Here is a 26,919-nt window from a genome sequence, read left to right as displayed (position 1 = left end):
GGCCAATGACTGCCGCAACCCCATGGGGCGCGGACCAGTGGCGATCGTAATCAAAGGAGGCCTGACAAACTGTTTTCAGTTGTTGAGACTTTGTGAACAGGGATGACCGGCGCGGAATTTTGGGATTTGGCCCGGCGCGAGGGCCGGCAGATCCGGAATGGCCGGGCAAATGTGGAGAGCGGGGGCGTTGCCCCAATGCGGGGGCGCTACGGTCTTCGCGTGACCCGTCACCGACTAGGGTGGCGGTGCGAGCCGCGCCGGACAAGGCGTTCGGCGGTGTCCGCACGTAATCGTCGCCCCGGGAGGCCGACGCGCGCAAGGCAGCGAGCCGGCTGCACAGTGTGAAGATTGCGCGGCTCGCGCGGCGCGTCGATGTTCGTCACGCGTGGTGCAGAGAACGGTGGAAAGAAAGGGGGAGTCGTTAAATTGTCTATAATTTCGCCTTATATCGCCCAACGTCTATTAAATTCATATTTTTCGGTGAATTTGGCGATGGCGATGGCGGATGAGGGGTTCGACGATCCTTACCGAACCTTTCTGAAATAAGGATTAGACGCCATTCTGTCGGATGCTTCGGCCAACGGTGTACTGGACGGGCGCGCAAACTGCGGTGTATCTCGTCACAGAGGGAGCACAAAGCATGACCATCACCATTGGTTCGCCGGAGACGGCGATGCATCGGGCCTGGCGCTTGCCGGGGCAGGGGTCGGCGGCGACGGTTGGCACACACCGTGCGCAATCGAGCGCGGATCGCTATTCGAACGCGCTACGGGCGCTCTCCAGCACGCCGGAGACGCCGTCTGTGACGCAAGACGATGCCGTGAAGTTGTCGCAGAGCGCGACCATGCCGCACGAAACTTAAATTACCGAGAAATTTTCATGAGTCTGCATGTTCTTCTGGTCGACGACGATCCTGTCGTTCGCGACCTATTGCGCGAATTGCTGCACGCCAATGGCATGCAGGTCTCGGTGCTTCATAACGGTGCGTCGCTGCTGCGCCGGCTCGAACTCGAGCGGCCGTCGGTCATTCTGCTCGACATCATGATGCCGGAGCGCGACGGCCTGCGCGCCTTGCAGGATCTGCGCGCTGCCGGCGAAGACATTCCGGTCATCATGCTCTCCGCGCGTGGCGGTCCGCTCGATCGCGCGCTCGGCCTTGAACTCGGGGCGGACGATTATCTCGCCAAGCCCTTCGATCCGCGTGAATTGCTCGCCCGCATTCACGCGGTGCTGCGTCGTCGCGGCCCGGTTGCGGCAAGCGCACCCGATGCACGAGCGCCGTACCGCTTCGGTCCGTTCGAACTCGACTATTCGCTGCGCACGCTTCAGCGCGCGGGCGAGCGTCTGCCGCTGCGCGACACCGAATTCGCGATGCTCAAGGCGTTCACGCAACATCCGATGCAAGTCCTGCCGCGCGTGAAGCTCCACGCCATGCTCTACGGCGACGGCATCGCGTTTCGCGATCGCAGCCTCGATGTGCCCGTGTGGCGTCTGCGCCGGCTCATCGAAGTCGACCCGTCCGAGCCGCGCTACATCCAGACGATTCGCGGCAAAGGCTACGTTTTCGTGCCGGGCGGCGAATTGTCCGAAGGTGCGACGTCCGGCGCGCGCGAGCGCTCGGGCGGCGTGGGCGGCATGGGGGACGTGGGGGGGATGCGCGGCGAGGGCGACAACGGACTGTCGCTCGCCACGACGGCCTCGGCAGGCAAGCGTGCGGTACGCGGCTGGCGGGAGTCGGCTGCGTGAATTTGCGTTGGCTGCTGCGAGACTCGCTGTTTCGCCGCATGGCATGTCTGGGCATCGCCGTTCTGGTGGTGATGCATCTGGTGTGGAGCGCGCTGGTGTTTTACCAGCGCCCGCGTCAGCAGGTCGACGGCTTCGCCCGTGGCCTGCTGGTGGCCATCCAGAGCGTGGATCAGGGGGCAGTGGATCCCGGCAGCCTCGCACCGCCGCACGCCCTGCGTCGCGTGCCCGTCACGCAGACGCCGACATTCACCGACGAGTCGGAAGATGAGCGCAGTACCCGTTTGCGTCAGGAGTTGCTATCGCGCTTGCCGGCGGGCACACAACTGCACATCGTCAATGCTCGCAAGCGCGGCAACATCTGGGTTTTGTTGCCGCAACAGACCGAGTGGATCGTGATCGGTCTCGACCTGCCGCCGATGCCGCCCTTCGTGCGTGAGACGCTCGGTATTCTGATCGGGGCGGTGCTGCTCGCATTGCTGGTTGCCTGGCAGATGCAGCGGCCGATCGCGCGGCTGGCGCACGCGGCGCGCGTGATCGCACGCGGACGCCGTCCCGCGTTGCTCCCCGAGCAGGGACCGCTCGAGTTGCGCGACCTGACGCACGCGTTCAACGACATGGCCAAGCGTCTGGCCGAGGCCGAAGACAATCAGGCCATCATGCTCGCGGGCATCGCCCATGACCTCAAGTCGCCGCTCACGCGCCTGCGTCTGCGCGCCGACCTGATCGACAACGAAGGCTCGCGCGACGGCTTCGTGCGCGACATCGCGTCGATCGATCACATCGTCCAGCAGTTCCTCGCCTACGCACGGGATGAGGCCGATACCAGCCCGCTGGTGAGCGTCGACGACTTCCTGCGTGAACAATTCCCGGCCGACGAAGAGGTCGAAGCGACCGAAGCGACCCAAGCGGCCCAAGCGGCCGAAGCGACCGCCGACAGCCGCCCGGCTGCGCGCGCCGACACTCACGGCGATGCCTCGCTGTTCGTGAGCCGTCTGCGGGCGGGGCCCGGGTTTCTGCTGCCGCGTACGCTGCTCGATCGCGTGATGTCGAACCTCGTCGACAACGCGCTCGAACACGGCGAGCCGACCGTGCGTCTGGCGACGTGGCGCGACGGTGCGACGGGATACATCGAAGTGAGCGACTGCGGCAAGGGCATTCCGGACGATCAGGTGGCGCTGGCGATGCGCCCATTCGTGCGGCTCGACGCATCGCGTGGCGGCGAAGGGCATTGCGGCCTCGGCCTGTCGCTGGTGGGGCGTCTCGTGGAAGGGTTGGGGGGGGCGCGGTGCGTCTCGACCGGTCGCCGGCAGGCGGGCTGCGCGTGACGCTGACCTTACCGATCAGCGCCACCTCACACTGACGTCGAGCGCGTCGCTCAATAGATTTCCGGCACGATGATCTCGGGCGGCACCGGGTGACGCATGTAGCTCTCGCTGCGTGCACGCTCCGGCAGCACGACCTGCGAGCGCTCCACGTCGTGGTAGGGCACTTGCTGCAACAGGTGATGGATACAATTCAGCCGTGCGCGCTTCTTGTCGTCGGCCTGCACCACCCACCAGGGCGCTTCCGGAATGTGCGTGCGCTCCAGCATCACTTCCTTGGCGACCGTGTACTTCTCCCAGCGCGTACGGCTTTCGAGGTCCATGGGGCTGAGCTTCCACTGCTTGAGCGGGTCCTGAATCCGTGCGAGAAAGCGCGCTTCCTGCTCTTCGTCCGAGATCGAGAACCAGTATTTGACGATCTGGATGCCGCTGCGCACCAGCATCTTCTCGAACTCCGGCACCGAGCGGAAAAATTCCTCGTACTCGCTCTGCGTGCAAAAACCCATCACGTGTTCGACCCCTGCGCGGTTGTACCAGCTTCGATCGAACAGCACGATCTCGCCGGCAGCGGGCAGATGCTGGACGTAACGCTGGAAATACCACTGCGTGCGCTCGCGATCGTTCGGCGCAGGCAGGGCGGCAACGCGGCACACGCGAGGGTTCAGGCGCTGGGTGATGCGCTTGATGGCGCCGCCTTTGCCGGCGGCGTCGCGACCTTCGAAGATCACCACGAGACGGTGGCGGCTGCGAATGACCCAGTCCTGCAACTTCACCAACTCGCCCTGCAATCGGAACAGCTCGCGGAAATAGTGCAGGCGGTCGTCGCGCGCCTCGGCGCTCAGATCGTTCAGACCGGGCAGGCGAAGATCGTCGATTTCCATCTCGATCTCTTCGTCGTAGCTGTCGATCAGGTCATCCTGGAGACGACGCGCAAGCATGGCGTCGTGGTCGGCGTCGGAATCGAATTTGGTCATGGCGACGATCTCTTACGGCCAGAAAATACGAAAGGCACCCGTACGGCCTGGGTGACGACGGACGAACGGCGGGCGCGTCCTGCCGCGTCCTGTAGTGAAACCGAGTATGCGACGATTTTATGACACCAGCGTGGCGTTGACGAATATCGCGCTTCGGAGTTCCCGGGCATGCCCCGCCGGGCGGCGCACCGCCCGCGTCGGCGCGGTTTGGCGATGGCGTGCCGTCTGTCACAAAAATGAAATATGACATTGTCATGATGGTCAGCCGTGCCGCCCTACGATTACGATGCGGCCCCCGTTCTCTTCGCCCACGTTCGTCCCCCGATTGCGCGCATGTTCGCCGACTTGGTTCACCACGCTTACGGCTGCGATCAGGGCCTGATCTACGGCTACCGCTTTACCGACGACGCGCCGCCGCAACCGGTCGAATCCGGCGAGGCGCTCGCGTGGCTGATGCAGGGCGAGCGGGCCGAGGGCTTTCTCTGGCTGCACTTCAACTTTGCGCATGCGGCGTGCGAGAAGTGGCTGCGGCTGCAAATGCACCTGCCCGACGAGTTCTACGAGAGTCTGGGCGAGGGCTCGCGCTCCACGCGCATCGAATACTCCGACGACTGGCTGCTCGCCGTCATCAACGACGTGATCTTCGCGTTCGATATCGCACAGTCCGAGATCTCGACGCTGCGCGTCGCCGCCAATGCCCGTTTGCTCGTGACAGGCCGGGTCAAGCCGCTGCGCTCCATCGACAAGCTGCGCGCCTCCGTCAAACGTGGCGAGGCGTTTCACACACCGCTCGCGTTGCTCGTCCATTTGCTGCGCGATCAGGCCGACGTGCTCGAGCGCATCGTGCGCGAGACGAGCCGCCGCGTGGATATTGTGGAAGATCGGCTGTTGCAGCAGCGTATCGAGAGCAATCGCGTCGACCTCGGCTCGCTGCGACGGGTGTTGGTGCGCTTGCAGCGTTTGCTCGCTCCGGAACCGGCGGCGCTCTTTCGTCTGCTGAGTCGCCCGCCGGCGTGGGGGCAGGCGCAAGATGTGCAGGAATTCCGTCAGGCGACGGAAGAATTCGCGGTGGTGCTCAGCGACCTGTCCGCGTTGCTTGAGCGGATCAAGCTGCTTCAGGAAGAAATCGCGGCGATGGTCAGCGAGCGCACGGAGCGCACGATTTACACGCTGACCGTGGTCACGGTGCTGGCGCTGCCGATCAACATCGTGGCGGGCTTTTTCGGGATGAACGTCGGCGGCATCCCGCTCGCCGACCATCCACATGGTTTCTGGGTGCTGGTCGCGCTTGTGGCGACGGGCACCGCCGCCGCGGGCTGGTGGGCGTTTCGGCGGCGATCGGACTGACGCTCGGGGGCGGACCGAGATTGATCCGCTATTGGCCCTCGCCCGCCAGCCTTCCACCATCTGCCCGCCACCCGCCCGCCACCCGCGTGCGTCTCAGTGCCAGAACTTCATCAACAGCGTGGCGATGACGACCATGCCTGCCCCGCCGATGCGTGTCGAGATCTGCGCGAACGGCATCAGCCCCATGCGGTTCGACGACGACAGAATCGCCACATCGCCCGTGCCGCCCAGCCCGCTATGACACGCCGTGACGATGGCCGACTCCACCGGGAACATCTTCAGCCACAGGCCGACGAAGAAGCCCGAGACGACCATCGCGATCACCGTCGCCGCGCAAATCACGAAGTAAGCCGTGGAGAAGGCCCCGACGAGTTTGTCCCAGGAGACGAACAGCGTTCCAAGGCCGACCAGAATCGCGAACGTCAAGTTCGTCGACATGAACTTGTACATCTGATATGCGCCGGTCTCCATGCTCGCCGGAATCACGCGCGACACTTTCATGACGGCAGCCGCCACGATCATCAGCACCGGGCCGGGAATCCCCGTCACCGGCGCGAGCAACGCGCCGAGAATGAACAGCGTGCAGGCGAGCAGCAGGCCGTGTCCCATCAGACGCAGGTCGAGCGCCTGTTCGGCGTTCTGCCCGGCTAGCAGCGCACGGTCCTCGCCGCTACGCACGAGCATGCCATTGCCGTTGTAGTGCGGTCGCTTTTCGCCGAAGCGCTTGAGCAAGCCTGCCGACAGAATCGCCACGACATTGCCGATGAGCGCCGCAGGCACCATCGTCGCGATCAGATGGCCTTGCGCGTCGCCGGTAATCTCCGAATAACCGATCGACAGCGGCAGAATGCCTTCGCCGATGCCGCCGCCGAGAATCGGCATCACGATGAAGAAGAACGTGTGACGCGGGCTGAAGCCGAAGAGCAAGCCGGCCAGGCATCCGGCGGCAATTGCCGCGAGCGTGCCGATGAGCAGCGGCACGAACATCTTCAGGAAGCCCTGAATCAGGATCTTGCGGTTCATGCCGAGCATGCTTCCCGCGACCAGACACGCGATGTAGAGATATTGCAGATTCGCCGTCTTCATCGTGACGGTGATGGCCTTGAGGATCGCGTCTTCCATCAGGCCGTTGCCGAGCAAGGCGGCAGGCACGAACAGGCACAAGATGGCGGGGCCGCCGATGTGCTTGAACACCGGTATCGCGCCGCCGATTTCACCGAGCAGCATGCCGGCGATCATCAGCACCGCAAAGCCGCCGATCATGTCGGCAGGCAAACGGCCGGTGACGGCCGCCAGCCCCGTGACGACGACAATCGCAGCGAACATCGGCAGCGGCGCGCCGCCGACGCTGAATCGTGACCAGAGGGTCGGGCGCGATGCGGGGGAAGTGTGAGGGGTACCGGCGAGCGAAGTCGCGCTCGCCTGAGCGGTTCGGCTTTCCATGGGGTGTCTCCTGAAAGTCCTTGGGTGGGTCTTTTCAAGCGCTGATGCGGGCGCTTGTCGCGCCTCTTCTTTGCGACGCTTTCGCGTGGGCTCAGGCCTGGCGTTGCTGACTGGGCAGATCGATCTGCATCCAGGGCGCATCGTGGCGATGGCGTGCTTCGAACGCCGAGATGGCGTCGCTGTCGCGCAGCGTCATGCCGATCATGTCGAGGCCTTCGATGAACATTCGCTTTTGACGCGGCGGCAGGTCGAAACCGAATTCCGCGCCATTGGCCGTCGTCACACACTGGCGTTCGACGTCGATGCTCAGGTGGCTGCGCGCCGGATCGCCGACCATCTCGGTCATCTGCGCGACGACGCGCGGATCGAGCACGATCAGCAAAAGACGGTTGTTAAGCGCATTGAAGTAGAAAATTTCGCCGAAGCTCGGCGCGATCACGGCTTCGATGCCCGCCTGCTGCAATCCCCAAACGGCATGCTCGCGGCTCGAACCGCAACCGAAGTTGGCGCCGCCCACGAGAATGCGGGCTTCGCGATAGGCGGGGCGGTTCAACACGAATGCGCCGTTAGGCGAGCCGTCGGCGTTGGTACGCAGATCGTAGAGCACGCCGCGCGCGAGTCCCGACTTGTCGATGCCCAGCAGGAATTGCTTGGGCATGATCTGGTCGGTGTCGAGATTGTTAAGGGGAAGCGGGGCGGCGATCCCGGCCACGGTCGTGTGCTTAGTCATGCGCGATCTCCTTGCGAATGTCCACGATGCGTCCGGCAAGCGCCGCAGCGGCGGCCATTGCCGGGCTCATCAGGTGTGTGCGGGCGCCGCGTCCCTGCCGGCCTTCGAAGTTCCGGTTGGTGGTCGAGGCGCAGCGCTCGCCGGGTTTGAGAATGTCGTCGTTCATCGCGAGACACATCGAGCAGCCCGGCTGACGCCATTCGAAGCCCGCGTCGATCAGCGCTGCGGCGATCCCCTCGCGCTCGGCCTGATCGCGCACGCGGCCTGAGCCGGGCACGACCATGGCGCGCACGCGCGGCGCGACCTTGCGTCCGCGCACGATCTCGGCGATGGCGCGCAGGTCTTCGATGCGTGCATTCGTGCATGAGCCGATGAAGACGTGGTCGATGGGCAGGCCGTCGAGCGACTGTCCGGCGTCGAGGCCCATGTAGTTGAGTGCCTTCGACGCGTTGTGCCGCTCGGTGTCGTCCGTCGACAAGGGCGGAATTTGCCCGTTGATCGCAATCGCCTGATCGGGGCTGGTGCCCCACGTCACGAAGGGCGCGACGTCGGCGGCGTCGAAGCGGTGGGTGACGTCGAACACGGCGTCGTCGTCGGAGCGCAGCGTCAGCCAGCGCTTCTGCGCCGCGTCGAGCGCCTCGCCGGCCAGATCCCGGATGTGGTCGCAGACGTATTGCCGCGTGGTGGCGTCCGGTGCGATGAGCGCGCCGCGTGCCCCCGCTTCGACGGTCATGTTGCATAAGGTCATGCGCGCTTCGGCGGACAGCGCGTCGATCGCCGGGCCGGTGTATTCCACGACGAAGCCGCGCGCCCCTTGTGCGCCGATGCGCGCAATGATGTAGAGCACGAGATCCTTCGACGTGGTGCCGAGGGCGAGCGAGCCGTCGACATGAATGCGCATGTCGCGTGCGACACGGTAGACGAGCGTCTGCGTCGCCAGCACGTGCTCGACTTCCGAGGTGCCGATACCGAACCCCAAGGCACCGAGCGCGCCGTACGTCGTCGTATGGCTATCGCCGCAGAGCACGACCATGCCCGGGCGGATCAACCCGAGTTCGGGCGCCACGACGTGCTCGATACCCTGCTCGGGATCCGTCACGTCGAACAGATGAATGCCATGCTTCTCGCAGTTGCGGGTGAAATTCGCCGCCTGATGCGCGGCGGCGTCGATCACGATGGTGCGTTGGCCGACCGGTACGGGATGCGTGGGGATCACGTGATCCACCACGCCCATCTGCTTCTCCGGACATCGTACCGGTAGCCCTTTCTCGGCAAGCCCGGCGAACGCCTGCGGACTCGTGTACTCGTTCATGACGTGCAGGTCGGCATAGAGCGCGACGTGCTGCGCATCGACCTCGAAGACCGTATGGCTTCGTACGATTTTCTGGTAAAGCGTTTGTCCCATGGGGTAACTCCACGAAGGGGGCGGTCGTCGATTTCGTCATGCGTCGCAACCTTGCGTGCAGTCTAATTCGTTCATAGAATCGCAAAATGCATATTCGCTTAACCTATTTTTAAGTTGAATTTAATAATGGATGCCATCGCCGACCTGGAGTTCTTCGCGAGACTGGTGACGCTGGGCAGTCTGTCGGCGCTGGCGCGCGACCTCGGCGTGACGCCGCCCGCGATCAGCGCGCGGCTGAGTCAGCTGGAGCGGCGTCTTGGCGTAAAGCTGCTCAACCGCACGACGCGCCGGCTCGCGATGACCCACGAGGGCGAGCTGTATCTCGGCACCGGTTCGAAGATCATCGAACAGGTGCAGGAACTGGAGCGCATGGTGTCGAGCAGCCGGGATCTGCCGCGCGGCTTGCTCAAGGTGAACGCCACGTTCGGTTTCGGACGCCGTCACGTCGTCCCCGCGTTATCCGAATTTCGTGCGCAGTATCCGGAAGTGGAAGTGCAACTGGATCTGACGGATCGGCCGATGAATCTGGCCGAATTTGCGTTCGACGTCGGCATTCGCTTCGGCGAGTTGCCCGACCAGCGGGTCGTGGGACGTCGCATCGCGGCCAACCGCCGTCGGGTGTGCGCCTCGCCCGCGTATCTCGAACGTCATGGTGTACCGAAGGTGCCGGACGATCTGCGCAATCATCTTTGCATCGTGCTGCGCGAGAACGACACCGCGTATGGCACGTGGCATTTCACCAAGGGCAAGCGGCATGAATTGGTGAAGGTGCACGGGGTGATGAGCAGCAACGACGGCGAAGCTACGCTGCGCTGGGCGCTCGACGGACACGGCGTGCTGGTGAGATCGGAGTGGGACGTGCAAGCGGCGCTGGCGTCGAACGCGCTGACACCGCTGTTGAGCGACTGGGCGCTTCCGGCCGCCGATATTTATGCGATCTATCCGGAGCGGCTCAATCTGTCGGCCAAGGTGCGGCTATTCGTCGATTTCATGGAACAGTATCTGGCGCGCGAGTTAAATCGGGGCGTCGCTGGATAACACGCGGCGAACCGAATCGGCATAAATATCTTGAAAATGTATTGAAAATGCCGTGCAAATTCCACGTACATGCCGCGCACATGCCAAGTTAAAGCGATTGTATACAAATCAACGAATTAATACAGAATTCCAAACAATCGTATTAAATTAGGGGGGATTTTTTCGGGGACGCCTGGTGGGCGGGCTTGCCCGTATTGGGGGAGGGAGCCGAAGATATTAAATAATGCGTGCTATTTTTCGCCTCCGGCATGATTGGTATAACGAACGAACCGAAGGCATGATTGATTGAGTTGCCTTTATAATCCGCTGAATCGGGGGTCGAGTATCCGGAAGACCGGCGAGCGGACATACGCAATGGGGCGAATTGCGGTTTAGGCGATGCTCACGGAAATCCGGTTCAAATGGCGCGCAACGTCAGGCTTGCGCGCGCCGCGCATCAGACTCCCGAAGTTGTCCATCAAGCCGTTTTCAGGCGAGGAGACCGATGATGAAGTGTCCCGCTGTATTGCCGATGGAAAAGGAGAGGCTGGCTGCACTGGCGGCGTATGGCCTGGGCAGCGAACGTCCGCTTCCTAGCCTCGACGCGGTCGTGCACATTGCCGCGCACATGTTCGGCGTGCCGGTCGCCGCCGTCAACATGGTCGGCGATGACCACGTTTTTTTTGCGGCAGCCACCGGCTTTTCGAAAGCGAGCACGGACGTCGACATGCGTCGCGATGTGTCGTTTTGCGCGCACGCGATCAATGGCGAGGGCGTCATGGTCGTGCCCGACGCCGCGCTCGATGAGCGCTTTCACGACAATCCGCTGGTCACGGGCGGTGCGCAGGTGCGCTTCTACGCGGGCGTGCCGCTGATGTCGGCCGACGGCCATGCGCTCGGCGCGCTGTGCGTCATCGATAGCAAGCCCAATCACGCATTCACCGAGGTGGATCGTGAGCGTTTGCGCGAGCTGGGGCGTATGGCGTCCGACCGGCTCGAACTGCGTCGCGTGGAACTGTTCGTCGAGCGCGAGAGACGCACCTTCGCAGAACCCGAGCGACACTCGCCCACGGCGATGATTCGTTTCGATGCGTTCGGCGAGATTCTCGACTGGAATTACGCGGCGGCGGCGCTTTTCGGCTATGACGTTGCCGGTGGCGCGGGGCGCTCGGTCGAGACGCTGATGGCCGTACGCAGTCGCTCGGCGTTGCGCGATCAGATCACGCAGGCGGTGAGCGCCGGCTCCGTGGACGGCATGACGATGCCGGCGGAAGTCTACGGCCTGCGTCGCGATGGCCGCGAGTTTCCGATGAGCCTGTCGTTGTTCTGCTGGCAGGAGCAAAACGCGCAGACGTTCAATGCGCATGTCCAGGACCTGAGTACGCTGAGCGACGGGGGCGAGGTGCTGCGGCGTCTTGCCAGTACGGACGTCCTGACCGGCATTGCGAATCGCGCGAGTTTCTATCGCGATGCCGAGGTCGCGTCGGTTTGCCTGAAGGGTGCGGCTGTCGCGATCTTCGACCTCGACGGGTTCAAGGACATCAACGACACGCTCGGGCACGCCGTCGGCGATGGCATCTTGTGCGAAGTGTCGCGGCGTCTGAGCAGGCTCGTGCGCACGGTCGACACGGTGGCGCGTATCGGGGCCGACGAGTTCGCCATGCTGCTGTGGGGCGTGACGGACGCCGTGGAGGCGCGCCGTCGCGCGGAGGCGGCGCTGGCCGTCATCGCCGAGCCGATGGTGGTCGGTGGCTTCGATGTGCGTGTCAGCGCGTGTTGCGGCATTGCCGTCTGCCATCATCAGACCGAGGAGGCGCTGAGCCTGATCAGCAATGCCGATCTCGCGCTTTCCCGGGCCAAGCAGCATGGCGCGGGACAGACGTTCGTGTTCGTCGACGCATTGCGTGTGGAGGCTGCCGCACGTCGCGTGTACAACATCGAGTTGCATCGTGCCGTCAACGACGGCGAGTTCGTGCTGTTCTATCAGCCGCAGGTCGACTTTGCCGACGGCTCACTCACCGGTGCGGAGGCGTTGATCCGATGGCGGCATCCGCAGCGCGGATTGCTCTCGCCGGCGGCGTTCTTGCCGGCGTTGGAGCGCGGGCCGCTGGCGGCGTCCGTCGGCGCCTGGGTGCTGGACGAAGCTTGCGCGCAGGCAGCATTCTGGCGGCGCAACGGCGCCCCGTCGTTCCGCATCGGGGTGAACCTCTTCGGCCTGCAATTTCGCATCGGCAGTATCGTCGACGAGGTGATGTCCGTGCTCGACCGGCACGGGCTGCCGCCGCAGGCGCTGGAGTTGGAAGTGACGGAGAGCATCGTGCTCGACGACGACGTGGTGCTCGACGCGCTGCAACGTCTGCACGAACACGGGGTGAGCATTGCGTTCGACGACTTCGGCACGGGCTATGCATCGATCAGCATGCTGCGTCGCTATCCGCTCAGCTGTATCAAGATCGATCGTTCGTTCGTACAGGGGATGATGGAGTCGGAGCGCGATGCATCCGTCGTGCGCGCGCTCGTGGACATGACGAGAAGCTTCGATCTGCGCACGATTGCCGAAGGCGTGGAGACGGCGCAGCAGCGCGACAACCTTCGCGAACTCGGGTGCGACGAAGGGCAGGGCTATCTGTTCGGGGTGCCGATGCCTGCGGTCGAGTTCGGGGAGATGTTCGACGTGGGGCGTCAGTTGAACCGGGCGTAGGCCACCCACCCGTGTCGTGCCTGGGGCTGCGTGCGATGCACTTGCCTTCAGGACATCCGCCACCACGCAGCGCCGCCATGCGGCGCGCACAGATCCACCTGCTCGCCCATTTCCGGCGTGATCAGCGAGACGCCGTGGGCGGCGGCCAGTGCAGCGATGCGCTCGAACGGCTCCTGCCAGACGTGCATCGACAAATCGAACGTGCCGTTATGGATCGGCAGCAGATGGCGCCCCTTGAGGTCCAGATGCGCCTGAAGCGTCTCTTCCGGCTGCATGTGCACGTAAGCCCAGCGCTCGTTGTAGGCGCCGGTCTCCATGAGCGTGACGTCGAACGGACCGTATGTCTCGCCGATTGTCCTGAAGCCGTCGAAGTAGCCCGTGTCCCCACTGAAGAACACGCGCAGATCGTCGTCGCGGTCACCCAGGAGGCCCACAGGCTTCGATCGCTGTCCGTCAGCCCCCGGCCGGAGAAGTGCTGCGCGGGCGTAGCCGTCAGATGCACCCCGTCGACGAGCGTCGACTGCCACCAATCCAGTTGCACCACTTTGCTCGCGTCGATACCCCATGCGATCAGTTGATCGCCCACCCCCAGCGGCGTAATGAAGCGACGCGTTTTCCCAGCAAGCGCGGTGACGGCGTGCCGATCCAGATGGTCGTAGTGATTGTGCGAGAGGATGACGCCGGCGATGGGCGGCAACGCGTCGATGCCGATGGGCGGCGCATGAAAGCGTGCCGGGCCGAGCCATTGCAGCGGCGAGGCGCGTTTCGAGAAGACCGGGTCGGTGATCCAGAACTCGCCGCGCAGTTTCATGAGCACGCTCGAGTGGCCCAGCCGGAACAGGCTGCGATCCGGCGCGGCTTCCAGTTGAGGCGAGGTCATGGCGCGCACCGGGATCGGGCGGTCCGGCACCGTGCCACGCGGCTTGTCGAACAATACCGTCCAGAAGAGCTTGAGTCCTGCCAGGAAGCCCATGGCCGGCCGTGGCGACGGATTGCGAAAGCGCCCGTCGCGATGTTGGGGAGAGGCTGCGTAAGTCTGCTGCCGACGCTGGGCACACCTGGAGGAGAGAGCGGTCACGGTAATTCCTGGAGCAAGGGGACGGTCAGGACGTCAACTTCGACAAAAACTACACCGATGAGTGTAGATTCAAACATCGAAAAAGTATACTCATCAGTGTAAAATCGTGCGTCGTCCTTTTTTGCCGGCCCTTTTTTCACCTTTTTTCGCCTGTTTTCCGTCTTTCTTCCCGCCGTTTTTCGATGCTTAAGGCGCGGCACACTGCCGTTCTCCCGCTCATGACGCAACCTCCGAAACCTCCGAAACGCCTCACCGACCGAAAGCGCGACGCCATCATGGACGCGGCGGTGGAGGAGTTCCGTACCGCCGGCTTCGAGGCCACGAGCATGGACCGCATCGCGGCGGCGGCGGGCGTCTCCAAGCGCACCGTCTACAACCATTTCCCGAGCAAGGAAGCGTTGTTCGCCGTGATGCTCGAACATCTCTGGGACCGGAGCGCGGCGGGCGTCGATGTCGTCTACCGTCCCGACGCGCCGCTGGAAGCGCAGTTGCGGCAACTGCTGATGCAAAAGCTACAGTTGCTGGCAGATCCGAGCTTCATTGACTTGGCGCGCACGGCGATGGCCGAGATAATTCACTCCCCCGACCGCGCGCAGCGTATCGTTCGCCGGATGGGGGAGCGAGAAAGCTGTGAGACGGCATGGATTCGCGCAGCGATGGCGCACGGGCGTCTGGCGCCGGGCGACGCGGACTTCGTTGCCCACCAGTTGCAGGGACTCGTAAAGAGCTTCGCGTTCTGGCCGCAGGTCACGCTGGGCAAGGCGCCGCTCACCGAGGCCGAGCAGCAGCGTGTCGCCGAAGCGGCGCTCGCCATGTTCCTCCGTTATTACGCGCGTTAGTTCAGTGACGTTACGCTGAACGCACGCCGAAGTCGTTCCTTACCCCCACACCTACACGAATCGCAAGTTGGAGAGCGTCTTGAGCCAAATCGACGATCCTAAGCAAGCCCAGCGCACCGGCGTGGCCGATGCCACCCACGACACCACTCGCATCGACGACGTGCGCATCGGGGCGGTCCGCCCGCTCATCTCGCCCGCGCTGTTGCTGGACGAACTGCCGGTGCCGGCGCAGATCGAGACGCTCGTCGAGACGAGCCGTCGCGAAATCGCCGATGTACTCGCATTTCGCGACGACCGGCTCGTGGTCGTGGTCGGGCCATGCTCGATTCACGATCACGATCAGGCGATGGCGTACGCCCGCCTGCTCAAGGCCAAGAGCGATGCGCTCAGGGACGACCTGCTGATCGTCATGCGGGTGTACTTCGAGAAGCCGCGCACGACGGTCGGCTGGAAGGGATACATCAACGATCCGCGTCTGGACGGCAGTTTCCGCATCAACGAAGGGTTGCGTGCGGCGCGTCAGTTGCTGCTCGACATCAACGCCCTCGGCCTGCCGACCGGCACCGAATTCCTCGATCTGCTCAGCCCGCAGTACATCGCGGACCTCGTGGCATGGGGCGCCATCGGGGCGCGCACGACCGAGAGCCAGAGCCATCGGCAACTGGCCTCGGGGCTGTCGTGTCCCGTGGGCTTCAAGAACGGCACGGACGGCGGTGTACAGGTCGCGGCGGACGCCATCGTCGCTGCCCGTTCGCCGCACGCGTTCATGGGGATGACGAAGATGGGCATGGCGGCCATTTTCGAGACGCGCGGCAACCGCGAGTGCCATGTGATCCTGCGTGGCGGCAAGCACGGGCCTAACTACGACGCGGCATCGGTCGCGGCGTGCTGCGCCGCGCTGGCCAAGGCGGGCCTGCCCGAGGAAGTCATGATCGATTGCTCGCACGCGAATTCGAACAAGAATCACGAGAACCAGATTCCTGTGGCGCGCGATATCGGCGCGCAACTGGCGGCCGGCGAGACGCGTATCGTCGGTGTCATGATCGAGAGCCACCTCAATGGCGGGCGTCAGGACCTCAAGCCCGGTGTGCCGTTGCAGCACGGCGTGTCGATCACGGACGCCTGCATCGGCTGGGATCAGACCGCATCGACGCTCGACGCGCTGGCGCAAGCGGTGCGAGATCGTCGCAAGGTGGTTTGAGTCGGCTTGAGTGCGTCCGAGTTGACCCGCGGGGCGGCTCAAGTCGGTGTCATCGGAAGCGGGCACGCCGCCGCGTCGACGAGACACCGGCGGCAAATGTCGTGCGCCGTGTCGCGTCGTGGCGTGGCGGACTGCGCGGGACGGGGGACGGGTGAGGGGGGACGAAGGACGGGGGACGAGGGACGGAGAAAGGGCGCGGGACGCTCAGGCCTGGCGGTCTTTGGCGTGTCCGAGTCCCGGGATCCGGTCGATGGCGCCAAGCACGGCTTCCGGCGTGATTGCCCGCGTGCATTCGAACGCGCGCGCCGTGCCCTTGTGTCGCGGGCAGAAGTGGAAATCGTCGTGGTTGTAGCGGATCGCGGGGTCGTGCCAGCATCCGGTGCACACCGCCGGGTTGATTACGCGGTAAGGGGTCGCGAACTCGTTATGCGGCAGCGTGAAGCCGGAGATGAGCACCGTTGGCGTTCCCATCGTCCAGGCAAGCCACGACAGGCCGCTCGACAACCCGACGAACGCGTCGGCGTGCTTTAGCCAGCGGGCGCGTTCGGTCAGCGGCAGGTCGCCCGTGGCGTCGATGGCGCCCTCCGGGATCGACTGCCAGAAGTCGCCTTTGCCGTGGCACGATTTCTGGTCGATGCACACGACTTGCAGGCCGCGCTGCCGCAGGCCGGCAACGACCGTCTCCCATCCCTGCGGTCGATTCCAGTACTTGCACTGCGCCGTGCTTTGCACGGCGATACACACATAAGCTTGCGCCATCGGACGCGACACGTCAGGCAGCGCCGTCCGTGCCGGGGTCTCGCTGTCGTCCACACCGAGAATATGTGCTGCCGTGCGGTGCAGCCCCGTCTCCCGAAAGTCGCGCGGCTGCTCGATCAGCGTCTTGTCGTCGAAGAACAGGCCGACGTTGTACGTTGCGTAATACTTGCGCCGCTCCACCTTCTCCTGCTCGACGAAATCGACATGCGGATACGCGTCGCGAAAGAGGGCGGCGACTGCCGGTGTGACCACGCACGCCAGCCGGCAGCCGTGCACTTCGGCGAAACGCAGGGCATAGGGCAGCCAGCCCAGCACGTCGCCCAGCGCGGCGAGGGGGAACTGGACGAGGACGTCCTGATCGCGAGGATCGAAACGATGCTCGAAGACCACCACGTCATTGAGCCAGATCGTGATGCCATACGGGGTGTAGAACTTCGTCGGACTGCGCACCACGCCCGAGGACAACGACACATCGTTCACCGTGCTGTCGTCGCGCATATCGCTGATGCGCACGCGCCACGGCAACGGCTGGCCGAAGTCGGGGATGACCACGCGCGCGCCGTCGTTGAAGTCGAAGCGAAGACCGGCCGGGCCGACTTGCGTGGGCAGCAGGGCGGGGGCGAGAAAGATCTGGCGCGGGGACTGGGCGAACGGCGTCGCGACCGGCGCTTTGCCGGCGGACGTCGCGGTGTCCGGTTGCGTTGGGGAGACGGCGTCGTTCATGCCCGACACCTTACGATGTTCGATGCGCAGGCAATCGCGCAGGAAACGAGCCGAAAAGGCCGTATTTCACGGAATTCGGCGGGTTTGGCGGGTTTGGCGGCGCAAGGCCTTTCCGCCCCTTTCCGTCCCTTTCCGTCCCTTTCCGTCCCTTTTCATCCCTTTCAGTGCCGCTGCGCGGCGGCGTCACTTTTCGACGTCGGCAGGCGCCCCCGCCATCGATTGATATTGCGTACGCAGCGCCTGCCTAAAGAGCCGATGGGTTTCGCGCGGGTTTTCGCGGCGGGTGAACATCGCCACGGGCGGCAACGTCCACGTGAGCGACCACGGCACGATGGCCACGCCCGCAATACGCACCAGTTCTTCGGCGATATCGGCCGGCAGGAGCGACACCGCGCGCTCGCTGCTCGACAGCAGCTCCCCGGTCAGGCGCGACGAAAAGCTCTCCACGACGGGCACGGGCGGCACCACGCCCGCGTGCAGGAACAAATCGGAGAGCTGGTCGCGCATCGGCGTATTCGGCGCACCCATCACCCAGTCGAGTTCGGCCAGTTGCGCCCACACCGGCGCGCTGCGGCCCAGCCGGGCGGCCAGGCGACGGCTCGCCACCACTCGCGGCATCTGGTGATGGAGCACTTCGAACTGCACTTGCGTGAGATCGACCGTTGCCGCCGCGCGGGCGATCACGACATCCAGTGTGTGATCGCGCAACTGCGCCATGAGCGATTCGCTCGTCCCTTCATGCAAGGTGACGGTCAGCCGTTGGGGAATTCGGGCGAGCGTCTGCTGGATGGCGGCGGCAAGGGTCTTGCCCGAGATGTACGGAATGACACCGACCTGCAAGCGTGCGGCGTGCCCGGCCATCACCGCTTCGATGTCGCGGGTCAGATGATCCAGATCGTGAACCATTGCCTGGGCACGGGCCAGCACCACGTCGCCCAGCGGTGTCGGTGTCATGCCGCGCGGCGTGCGGTCGAAGAGCGGGCCGCCGAGCATGCTTTCCAGCTCGGCGAGGGCGCTCGTCACCGCCGGCTGGCTCGTCGCCATGTGCTCGGCTACCCGCGTGAGCGAGCCGTGCTGCTGAATCTGCAACAGCAGCACGAGATGACGCATCTTGAGCCGGGTCGTCAGCCGCCGGACCACTTCCCCCGTATCGAAAGGCACCGCCCCCATCTGTCCTCAATCCTCTGAAACCCCCGGTGCTCCGGGCTTATAACGAAAACATGATGCCCCCATAGTAATTCAGAATCGCCCCGTGCTGGCGGCTCCCTAGAATGGCCTCACCCGCTGATGCGCCGGGGCGGTAGCCGTCTCCAGAACGGTTCGCTGCGCAAGACAGCGTCAGACAGACAGCCGAGACATCCAACGAGGACGACATTGCCATGAGCAACAGCAACGATCACCAGGCCGCCCTGGAGTATCACCAGTTCCCGACCCCGGGCAAGATCTCCGTGACGGCCAGCAAGCCGCTCGTGACGCAGCGCGATCTGGCGCTCGCCTACACCCCGGGCGTGGCGATCCCGTGTCAGGAAATCGCGGCCGACCCGGCGGCATCGTTCAAGTACACCGGTCGTGGCAACCTCGTCGGCGTGATCACCAACGGCTCCGCCGTGCTGGGGCTGGGCAACATCGGTGCGCTCGCCTCCAAGCCGGTCATGGAAGGCAAGGCCGTTCTCTTCAAGAAGTTCGCCGGTATCGATGTGTTCGATATCGAAATCACCGAGAGCGACCCGGACAAGCTGGTCGACATCATCGCCAGCCTCGAAGCCACGTTCGGCGGCATCAACCTCGAAGACATCAAGGCGCCGGAGTGCTTCACCGTCGAGCGCAAGCTGCGCGATCGCATGAAGATCCCGGTCTTCCACGACGATCAGCACGGCACCGCCATTACGGTGAGCGCCGCGTTCATCAACGGTCTTAAGGTCGTGGGCAAGGACATCCGCGAAGTGAAGGTCGTCACCTCGGGCGCCGGTGCGGCCGCCCTCGCGTGCCTCGACCTGATGATCGACCTCGGTCTGCCCCTCGAGAACATCTGGGCGACGGACATCGATGGCGTCGTGTACGAGGGCCGCACTGTGGGGATGGACCCGGACAAGGCCCGCTTCGTCCAGAAGACCGACAAGCGCACCCTTGCGGAAGTGATCGAAGGTGCCGACGTGTTCATCGGCCTGTCTGCCGGCGGCGTGCTCAAGCCGGAAATGCTCAAGACGATGGCGGCGCGTCCGCTGATTCTGGCGCTGGCCAACCCCACGCCGGAAATCTTCCCGGAAGACGCCCGCGCCGCGCGCGATGACGTGGTGCTCGCCACCGGCCGCTCGGATTTCCCGAATCAGGTCAACAACGTTCTGTGCTTCCCGTACATCTTCCGTGGCGCACTCGACGTGGGCGCGACCACCATCACGCGCAACATGGAAATCGCCGCCGTGCATGCGATTGCCGGTCTCGCGCAGGAAGAACTCAACGACTCCGTCGCTAACGCGTACGGTGCGTACGACCTGTCGTTCGGGCCGGAATACCTGATTCCGAAGCCGTTCGATTCGCGCCTCATTGTGCGTATCGCACCGGCGGTCGCACGTGCGGCCATGGAAGACGGCGTCGCTACGCGTCCGATCACCGACTTCGACGCCTACGCCGACCAGTTGCAACAGTTCGTGTATCACTCGGGCGCATTCATGAAGCCGATCTTCTCGGCCGCCAAGCAACTCGTGCGTGACGGCGGCAAGTCGCGCATCGTGTTCGCCGAAGGCGAGGAGGAGCGTGTGCTGCGCGCCGTGCAGGTGATCGTCGACGAAAAGCTGGCGCGACCGATTCTCGTGGGGCGTCCGGAAGTGCTGCTCGCACGCATCGAGAAGTTCGGCCTGCGCCTGCGTCTGGGCGAAGACGTCGAAGTCACCAACCCGTACTACGACGAACGCTTCCACCAGTACTGGACCAGCTACTGGGAACTGCGTTGCCGCGACGGCATCACGAAGGAAATGGCGCGGGTCGAAATGCGTCGCCGTCTCACGCTGATCGGCGCGATGATGGTGCGTCTGGGCGATGCCGACGGCATGATCTGCGGCACGGTGGGCGCGTATCACGACCACCTGCGCTTCGTGGACGAAGTCATCGGCAAGCAGCCGGGGGCGAACACCTATGCGGCAATGAACATCCTGCTGCTCGACAAGCGCACCGTGGCGCTGGTCGACACGCACGTCAACGACGATCCGACGGCCGAGCAGATCACCGAATTCACGCTGGCGGCGGCCAAGCAGATGTCGCGTCTGAATCTCAATCCGAAGGTGGCGCTGCTCTCGCGTTCGAACTTCGGATCGGGCAGCGCGGCATCGGGCACGAAGATGCGCCGCGTGCTGGAAATGGTGACGGCACAAGCGCCGGATCTCGAAATCGACGGCGAAATGCATGGCGATTGCGCGCTGGACGAAGCACTGCGCAGCCGCATCCTGCCGCACTCGCGTCTGAAGGGCGCCGCCAACTTGCTGGTATGTCCGAACGTCGACTCGGGCAACATCGCCTACAACCTGCTCAAGACGGGCGCGGGCAGCAACGTGGCCGTCGGCCCGTTCCTGCTGGGCGTGGGCGCACCGGTCAACGTGCTCACGTCGAGCTCGACCGTGCGACGCATCATCAACATGACGGCCCTGACCGTCATCCAGGCCAATCGTGACTGAAGTCCACCCGGCGCTCATGTTCCGGGAGATGTTCCGGCGCGCGACGCCGGTCGCGATGCGCCAGATGGCGTAAGCGATCGAAGGTACGTGTGAGCCCCGGCGGGGTCGGCAGCAGCATCGACACGATGCGTTGCCGAAACCGCCGGGGCTTTTTCGTTGCGTCTTGCCTGGCGACCTGCGCATCGTCTTCATCAGACGGCACGCGCCGTGGCTTGCTCAGCAATCGCGTGCACAGCCATTCGAGCGCGCTGCACATCACAAAGTAGATCAGTGCGACGAACGCGAACACTTCGGCGGGATACACCATCAGCCGGCTGTTGACCTGCGTGGCGACGAACGACAGTTCGGCCACGCCGACGATGTATGCCAGCGAGGTGTCCTTCACGAGCGATACCCACTGATTGATGAACGAGGGCGTCATGATGCGCAGCGCCTGCGGCAATACGATGTGACGCAGTGTCTGCACGCGCGTGAGACCGAGCGACATGCCGGCCTGCCACTGCGCGGTGCCCACACCGCGAATCCCGGCGTAGACCGTGTGCGAGAGATACGCGCCGCCGATCAGTGCGAGGGCGCACGCCACGGTGGCGAGGCCGGGAACGTTCACGCCGAACAGGATCGGCAGCAGGAAATACGTCCAGAAGATCAGCATCAGCACGGGGATCGCGCGGAAGAACCCGATCACGAACGTGAGCGCCCATCGCCTCGGGCCGCTGAGCATCGCCAGTGCGATGCCGCCTGCCAGACCGAGCAGGCCCGAGGCGATGGCGCTTACCGTGGCGAGCACGAGCGTGAGCGCCGCGCCCGAGAGCGGGCCGTCGGGAAAGTCGCCCCAGAGCAGGTAGGGCAGGTTGTCGAGTACGGCGGCGAAGTTCATGGCGGGTTCATTGCGGGTTCATGGCGAAGACGCTGGCGACGTGCATCGAAGTGAGAGGACGGATCAAAAGACGTAGCACCGCGCGATCAACGCGACGGCGCGGCCGCATGGCGATGCGTCGTGGCCATGCTGACGGCTTCGATCAGTGCGATCACGCCGATATAGAGGAGTGTGGCGATACCGAACGCCTGAAACGTCTTGAAAGTTTCCGTCTCGACCTGACGCGACGCGTACGAGAGTTCGGCCAGACCGATCGCCATCGTCAGCGACGAGTTCTTCACGACGTTCATGTACTGCCCGAAAAGCGGTGGCAAGGCGATGCGCACTGCCTGCGGCAGCACGACGTGACGGAAGATCGCGAGGCGGCCAAGACCGAGCGCGGCGGCGGCGTAGGTTTGTCCGGCGGGCACGCCGCGCAGTCCTGCGCGAATCTCTTCGCCGATGAAGGCCGTCGTGTAGATCGTCAGGCCGACAAAGCCCGCGAGGGTTTCCAGCGTCGGCCAGCGGATATCGAACAGCACGACGTGCCACACGTGGGTTTGAGACAGCCATTGCACGGCATCCGTGGGCAGCAACGCAGCCACGCCGAAATACCAGAAGAACAGTTGCACCAGCAGCGGTGTGTTGCGCATGAGCGCGACGAACGTGGCGGCGGGACGGGCGAAGAGCGGGTTGGCCGAGTTCCGGGCGACGGCCAGCGCGAAGCCGAGCAACGTCGCGGCGGCGCTCGCGGCGGCGGCCAGTGTGACCGTGACTGCGAAACCGTTGAGCAGCCAACCGAGATACTTCGGGGCGAGCCAGTCGATCATGACGGGAATTCCGAGGCAAAGCAGGCAGTAGGCACGAGGGAACAAGCGATGCAACACGCGATGCAGCGAGCATTGCGATCGCCGGTGCCATCGGCAATGCAATCGGCCGGGCGCGCATGGGGCTCTCATCCCATGCGCCCCGGCCAGGCCGACGGGCAAGCGTCAGACGGTGAGGGCGACGACTTGCGCCTTATGCCTTGTCGCCGATCTTGAACAGACGCGGCAGCGGCTGAGGCGACTTCGGGCCGAACCAGCGGTCATAGATGTTGGCGGCGGTGCCGTCCTTCTCCAGGTCGCGCAGCGTGTCGTTGACGAATGCGGTCAGACGCGGCTCGCCCTTGGGCACGCCAACGCCCATGTAGTCGTTGGAGATGGTGAACGCGGGAATTTCGTAGTTCTGCTTGTCCGGCACATTGGCGAGCAGGCCGACGAGCTTCGGCCCGTCCTGCGTGATGGCTTGCACGGTGCCCGTGCGCAGCGCGGCGAAAGCGAACGGCGTGTCGTCGAACGCGACGATGGTCGCCTTCGGGAATTTCTCACGCAGCGTGATCTCGTTCGTCGTGCCCTTGTCCGCACCGATGCGCAACGCGCTCAACTGGTCCGGCGACGACAGCGTGCCCTTCTTGGCAAGGAATTGCTGGCCCGAGGAAAAATAGGGAATGCTGAAGTCGACCTGCTTGGCACGTTCGTCCGTGATCGTAAAGTTGGCCAGCACTAGGTCGACCTTCTTCGAGGTGAGGAACGGAATGCGGTTGGCCGGGTTGGTCGGTTGCAGCTCCAGCTTCACGCCGAGCTTGTCGGCCAGCGCCTTGGCGTAATCGACATCGAGACCGACGATCTTGTGCGATTTCCCGTCCACATAGCCGAACGGTGGATTGCTGTCGAACGTGGCAACGCGCAGCACCCCGGCCTTCTTGATGTCGTCGAGCTTATCGGCATGTGCGGCGAGCGGCGCGAGGGCGGCTACGCCGAGCAATGCGGCGGCGATGGTCGAGAGCGCGCGACGTGCGCGGGATTGGCGAATGTTGTTTTGCATGGCCTGTTGGGCTCCGTTTTTCGTTGGTCCGTGGTGGTCCCGAGGTCGTCGACATATGCAAAGCGTGTGGACAGACATCGACGGGGACCCGGCTGCGGGTAGCAGCGAGCGGACGTCAACGATAACGGCGCAGGCGCGCACGCCCAACCAACCGATTTTCCTTAGCAAAACGCCGGCGCAGATAAGCGCCGGCGTTCTCGTGACTACAGGACCTGCTTACGGCCGGACGTCCTATAGCCCTATAGCGCTATAGCCCGCCCTTTAACCGCTGTAGCGTCGCGGTCATACGAACGACGAGGCACCGGGGATCTCACGACGAACGCCTCAACCGCGACGGTCGCGACCGCCCCCGTGGCCGTGGTCATGATGATCGGGGCCGGGACCATGATCCCAGCCGCCACGGTTCAGCTCCCAGCCGTGCGGCCCTTGACGCCACGCCGGTGCACGGTAGGCATAGCCCGGGCGGGCGCGTTCCCAGTGGCCGGCGCGCCACGCATGGCGGTGGCCGTCCCAGTCCCAGAAGCCCGGCGCCCAGACATAGCCGGCGCGTGGCGGGGGTGCCGGTTCATAACGCGGCGGCGGCGGGGCGCCGATGCTGATCGAAACGCCCACTTGCGCGTGCGCCGGCGCAACGGCGACCCCGCCAAGCGTTGCAGCGACGAGCGCGATGGTCAACGTCAGTTTTTTCATTTCTCCGTCCCCTTGAAAGCGAAGTTTTGGTACGCCTTCATCGTACGTGCGGGACGCGTCGGTCACGAAATGAATAGTCGTAAAAAAGTGTTGAAAATGTTTCGTGCCAGGCCACAAAAGTTCGCAAGAACGAAGGGGGCGACATCGGCAGCCCTTCGGGATTGCCGGTTTCGCCAGCGTCGTGTGACGACATCGATCGGTGCGCTCACAGCGACGGAGCGCGTTGGTGCCGGTACTCCTGCGTGCGTCCTCCATAGCCGTAGGCCGCCGCGCGGGCGTCGATCACGTGGATGTAGGAGCACGGGTGAACGTTGCCGAGCAACTCCGAGAGCGTTTCGAACACCTGCGAGATGAACAACGCCTTTTCGGCTTTCGTGTTCGTCTCGTCCGTCACGCTGATATCGAGATGGAACGCATTCTTGCCTTGTTCGGAGAGCGGCGCGCCGCCAATAAACCAGCGTTCGTGGGGAATGTAGTCGACGGTCACGGCGATCACTTCCGGCGCCTTGTGCAGCGTGTCGACGGTCAGTTGCGAGACGGCGCGCACGGCGCGACGGGTCAGGGTGTCGTCTGACGTGCCCGAGAGTTGCAGGACGATGTGCGGCATGGTGAGGCTCCTTAAGCAAAGCGGTCGATGAAGAACGATCGGTGAAGCGCGATCGATGGAGGCAGTGACTTCAGTCTAAGGAATGGTTTGACATCGGAAAAGCGGGAATATACGATGCTATCCATCGGTTTAATAAATGGATGGTATCATGGCGCCCGGATTCGATTTCGACCAGTTGCGAACCTTCGTCGCGGTTGCCGAGGCGGGGAGTCTTTCGGCTGCCGCGCCGCGCGTGTTTCTGTCGCAGTCGTCCGTCAGCGAACAGATACGCAAGCTCGAAGAGCGCACCGGCGTGACGTTGTTCACGCGCGGCAAGCAGGGCGTGTCGACGACGCCGGCGGGAGAGCGTCTTTTGGGACACGCCAGGCAGTTGATTGCGCAATCGGAACACGCATGGCACGACGTGCGTGGATTTTCGCTCGCCGGGGAATTGCGGCTGGCGATCACCGATTACTTCCGTCCCGGCGAAGTCGCACGCATGCTGCGGCATCTCGGCGTGGCCTATCCGTCGCTACGCATTCACGTCACGATTCTGAAAAGCGGTGTGATCGAGAGCGGTTACGACAGCGGAGACTTCGACATCGGGCTGTCGATGCGGATACTCGGCAAGTCGCTCGGTCGCGATGCCGTTGCCGGTACGCGAACGCTCGGGCGAGAGCCGCTCGGCTGGGTTGCGTCTTCCGACGTTGTGCTGGACGACGACGCGCCGCTACCGCTGCTGGTGCTGCCCGACACCTGCGCGCTGCATCGTTTCACTACGCAATGGCTCGACGAGCAACGGGTACCGTACGTCATCGCGCACGTGGCGTCGGGCGTGGCGGGATTGCAACTGGCGTTGAATGCGGGATTGGGCGTGGCATGCCTGAATGCGTCGGCCATGGGGCCGTCGCTCGCGCGTATCGACACCTTGATGCGGGGGCGGCGCCTGCCGCCGCTGCCGGATGCCGAATTTCATCTGCTGCCCGCGCGCCGCGGCGAACCCGAGTGGGTCACGCAGGCGCGCGATGCACTGGCGGCGCAACTGACGGCGTCTGCCGGGCTTACAGCGCGTTGAGCGGAATCTTCAGATAACGCGTGCCGTTCGCTTCCGGCGCCGGCATGTCGCCGGCGCGAATATTCACCTGTACGGCAGGCAGGATCAGCGTGGGCATGTCCAGTGTGCGGTCGCGGGCTTCGCGCATGGCGACAAAAGCGTCTTCGTCGATGCCGTCGTGCACATGGATATTCGCGCGACGCTGCTCGCCCACGGTCGTCTGCCAGTTGGCGGCGCGCCCGGCCGGCGGGTAGTCGTGGCACATGTACAGACGCGTGTGCTCCGGCAGCGCGAGCAGACGCTTGATCGAACGGAACAGCGTGTGGGCATTGCCGCCGGGAAAATCGCAACGGGCGGTGCCGACATCCGGCATGAAAAGCGTGTCGCCCACGAAGACCGCGTCGCCGACCTGGTACGCCATGTCGGCTGGCGTATGACCCGGCACGAACATCGCTCTGGCCTGCAAGGCGCCGATGGCGAACGTCTCACCGTCTTCGAACAGATGATCGAACTGCGAGCCGTCCGGCGGGACATCGGCGCCCAGATGGAACAGCTTCTTGAAGACGTGCTGCACGTCGCGGATATGCGCGCCAATGGCGATGCATCCGCCCACGCGTTCCTTGAGCCAGCGCGCGGAAGACAGATGGTCCGCGTGCGCATGCGTTTCCAGAATCCAGTCGACGGTGAGCCGCTGTGCCGCCACGAATTCGAGGACACGCTCTGCCGAGCCGGTATGCGTGCGACCCGCCTTCGGATCGTAGTCGAGTACCGGGTCGATGATCGCCGCGCGGCCGCCCGGCGCATCGAATACGACATACGTCACGGTAGAGGTGATCGCGTCGAAGAAGGCTTCGATGTGTGCTGGCGTGGCTGACATGACCGGCTCCTGCAAAAGTTTATCGATTAATATATTA

Annotated in this window: 20 protein-coding genes and 3 pseudogenes; 10 read left to right on the top strand and 13 right to left on the bottom strand. The window is 64.2% G+C overall.

Annotation, left to right across the window (positions count from 1 at the left end; translation table 11 throughout):
• The first annotated feature begins 640 nt into the window (after positions 1–640).
• The 3 genes and pseudogenes from PAN31108_RS15400 (at position 641) to PAN31108_RS15390 (ending at position 3,071) form a co-directional block, all read left to right on the top strand.
• Positions 641–862: a hypothetical protein gene (locus PAN31108_RS15400; protein ID WP_150669682.1), complete on the top strand. Its 222-nt coding sequence runs from the start codon at positions 641–643 to the stop codon at positions 860–862.
• A gap of 17 nt (positions 863–879) precedes the next feature.
• A pseudogene (locus tag PAN31108_RS15395) lies at positions 880–1,608 on the top strand (response regulator); the annotation flags it as partial.
• 134 nt (positions 1,609–1,742) lie between these two features.
• Positions 1,743–3,071: an ATP-binding protein gene (locus tag PAN31108_RS15390; RefSeq protein WP_150669680.1), complete on the top strand. Its 1,329-nt coding sequence runs from the start codon at positions 1,743–1,745 to the stop codon at positions 3,069–3,071.
• A 50-nt stretch (positions 3,072–3,121) separates the two neighbouring features.
• On the opposite strand, the gene ppk2 is transcribed toward PAN31108_RS15390, so the two are convergent.
• Positions 3,122–4,042, bottom strand: a complete 921-nt coding sequence (gene ppk2 / locus PAN31108_RS15385) for a polyphosphate kinase 2 (RefSeq protein ID WP_150669679.1) — start codon at positions 4,040–4,042, stop codon at positions 3,122–3,124.
• Between the two features lie 333 nt (positions 4,043–4,375).
• On the opposite strand from ppk2, the gene PAN31108_RS15380 reads away from it, so the two are divergent.
• On the top strand, positions 4,376–5,389 hold the full coding sequence (locus tag PAN31108_RS15380) for a transporter (RefSeq protein WP_150669678.1): 1,014 nt from the start codon (positions 4,376–4,378) through the stop codon (positions 5,387–5,389).
• Positions 5,390–5,482: 93 nt separating this feature from the next.
• On the opposite strand, the gene PAN31108_RS15375 is transcribed toward PAN31108_RS15380, so the two are convergent.
• From PAN31108_RS15375 to leuC, 3 genes are all read right to left on the bottom strand, one after another.
• Complete coding sequence (locus PAN31108_RS15375) at positions 5,483–6,832, bottom strand: 2-hydroxycarboxylate transporter family protein (RefSeq protein ID WP_150669677.1); 1,350 nt, start codon at positions 6,830–6,832, stop codon at positions 5,483–5,485.
• 91 nt (positions 6,833–6,923) lie between these two features.
• The gene (gene leuD, locus PAN31108_RS15370; RefSeq protein ID WP_150669676.1) at positions 6,924–7,562 is read right to left on the bottom strand and encodes a 3-isopropylmalate dehydratase small subunit; all 639 of its coding nucleotides are present in this window, start codon (positions 7,560–7,562) and stop codon (positions 6,924–6,926) included.
• A complete protein-coding gene (gene leuC / locus PAN31108_RS15365; RefSeq protein ID WP_150669675.1) occupies positions 7,555–8,967 on the bottom strand; it encodes a 3-isopropylmalate dehydratase large subunit in 1,413 nt (470 codons plus the stop codon). The genes leuD and leuC overlap by 8 nt, the downstream gene beginning before the upstream one ends.
• Before the next feature lie 126 nt (positions 8,968–9,093).
• Between leuC and PAN31108_RS15360 the strand changes: the two genes are divergently transcribed.
• Positions 9,094–10,005 (top strand): LysR family transcriptional regulator, encoded by a 912-nt coding sequence (locus PAN31108_RS15360; protein WP_150669674.1) that lies wholly within the window; start codon positions 9,094–9,096, stop codon positions 10,003–10,005.
• A 484-nt stretch (positions 10,006–10,489) separates the two neighbouring features.
• The gene (locus PAN31108_RS15355) at positions 10,490–12,685 is read left to right on the top strand and encodes a putative bifunctional diguanylate cyclase/phosphodiesterase (RefSeq protein WP_246183976.1); all 2,196 of its coding nucleotides are present in this window, start codon (positions 10,490–10,492) and stop codon (positions 12,683–12,685) included.
• Positions 12,686–12,732: 47 nt separating this feature from the next.
• On the opposite strand, the pseudogene PAN31108_RS15350 reads toward PAN31108_RS15355, so the two are convergent.
• Positions 12,733–13,496: pseudogene (locus PAN31108_RS15350) on the bottom strand (MBL fold metallo-hydrolase).
• Positions 13,497–13,981: 485 nt separating this feature from the next.
• On the opposite strand from PAN31108_RS15350, the gene PAN31108_RS15345 reads away from it, so the two are divergent.
• Both PAN31108_RS15345 and PAN31108_RS15340 read left to right on the top strand, forming a co-directional pair.
• On the top strand, positions 13,982–14,602 hold the full coding sequence (locus PAN31108_RS15345; protein ID WP_150669673.1) for a TetR/AcrR family transcriptional regulator: 621 nt from the start codon (positions 13,982–13,984) through the stop codon (positions 14,600–14,602).
• A 79-nt stretch (positions 14,603–14,681) separates the two neighbouring features.
• The gene (locus tag PAN31108_RS15340; RefSeq protein ID WP_150669672.1) at positions 14,682–15,803 is read left to right on the top strand and encodes a 3-deoxy-7-phosphoheptulonate synthase; all 1,122 of its coding nucleotides are present in this window, start codon (positions 14,682–14,684) and stop codon (positions 15,801–15,803) included.
• A gap of 204 nt (positions 15,804–16,007) precedes the next feature.
• Here PAN31108_RS15340 and PAN31108_RS15335 read toward each other — a convergent pair whose 3' ends face one another.
• Positions 16,008–17,285, bottom strand: coding sequence for an autotransporter strand-loop-strand O-heptosyltransferase (locus PAN31108_RS15335; protein ID WP_150669671.1), 1,278 nt, complete (start codon positions 17,283–17,285; stop codon positions 16,008–16,010).
• A gap of 183 nt (positions 17,286–17,468) precedes the next feature.
• On the bottom strand, positions 17,469–18,446 hold the full coding sequence (locus PAN31108_RS15330; RefSeq protein WP_150669704.1) for a LysR family transcriptional regulator: 978 nt from the start codon (positions 18,444–18,446) through the stop codon (positions 17,469–17,471).
• 218 nt (positions 18,447–18,664) lie between these two features.
• Between PAN31108_RS15330 and PAN31108_RS15325 the strand changes: the two genes are divergently transcribed.
• Complete coding sequence (locus tag PAN31108_RS15325; protein WP_150669670.1) at positions 18,665–20,953, top strand: NADP-dependent malic enzyme; 2,289 nt, start codon at positions 18,665–18,667, stop codon at positions 20,951–20,953.
• Positions 20,954–21,095: 142 nt separating this feature from the next.
• Here the strand turns inward: PAN31108_RS15325 and PAN31108_RS15320 are convergent.
• From PAN31108_RS15320 to PAN31108_RS15300, 5 genes and pseudogenes are all read right to left on the bottom strand, one after another.
• Positions 21,096–21,830, bottom strand: a pseudogene (locus PAN31108_RS15320) (amino acid ABC transporter permease); the annotation flags it as partial.
• Between the two features lie 86 nt (positions 21,831–21,916).
• Positions 21,917–22,639, bottom strand: coding sequence for an amino acid ABC transporter permease (locus PAN31108_RS15315; RefSeq protein WP_150669668.1), 723 nt, complete (start codon positions 22,637–22,639; stop codon positions 21,917–21,919).
• Between the two features lie 190 nt (positions 22,640–22,829).
• The gene (locus PAN31108_RS15310; RefSeq protein ID WP_150669667.1) at positions 22,830–23,675 is read right to left on the bottom strand and encodes an ABC transporter substrate-binding protein; all 846 of its coding nucleotides are present in this window, start codon (positions 23,673–23,675) and stop codon (positions 22,830–22,832) included.
• Positions 23,676–23,999: 324 nt separating this feature from the next.
• Positions 24,000–24,365 carry a YXWGXW repeat-containing protein gene (locus tag PAN31108_RS15305; protein WP_150669666.1) on the bottom strand — a complete coding sequence of 122 codons (366 nt, stop codon included), beginning with the start codon at positions 24,363–24,365 and terminating at the stop codon, positions 24,000–24,002.
• A gap of 205 nt (positions 24,366–24,570) precedes the next feature.
• Positions 24,571–24,972 carry a tautomerase family protein gene (locus PAN31108_RS15300; protein WP_150669665.1) on the bottom strand — a complete coding sequence of 134 codons (402 nt, stop codon included), beginning with the start codon at positions 24,970–24,972 and terminating at the stop codon, positions 24,571–24,573.
• A gap of 136 nt (positions 24,973–25,108) precedes the next feature.
• Between PAN31108_RS15300 and PAN31108_RS15295 the strand changes: the two genes are divergently transcribed.
• The gene (locus PAN31108_RS15295; RefSeq protein WP_150669664.1) at positions 25,109–26,026 is read left to right on the top strand and encodes a LysR family transcriptional regulator; all 918 of its coding nucleotides are present in this window, start codon (positions 25,109–25,111) and stop codon (positions 26,024–26,026) included.
• Here PAN31108_RS15295 and PAN31108_RS15290 read toward each other — a convergent pair.
• The gene (locus PAN31108_RS15290) at positions 26,013–26,882 is read right to left on the bottom strand and encodes an MBL fold metallo-hydrolase (RefSeq protein ID WP_150669663.1); all 870 of its coding nucleotides are present in this window, start codon (positions 26,880–26,882) and stop codon (positions 26,013–26,015) included. The genes PAN31108_RS15295 and PAN31108_RS15290 overlap by 14 nt on opposite strands.
• Positions 26,883–26,919 lie beyond the last annotated feature (37 nt).

It is taken from the genome of Pandoraea anhela (assembly GCF_902459655.1).
GTDB classification, from domain to species: domain Bacteria; phylum Pseudomonadota; class Gammaproteobacteria; order Burkholderiales; family Burkholderiaceae; genus Pandoraea; species Pandoraea anhela.
The sequence above is the reverse complement of the archived record's forward strand: the minus strand, read 5'-3'. Positions and strand labels throughout refer to the sequence as shown.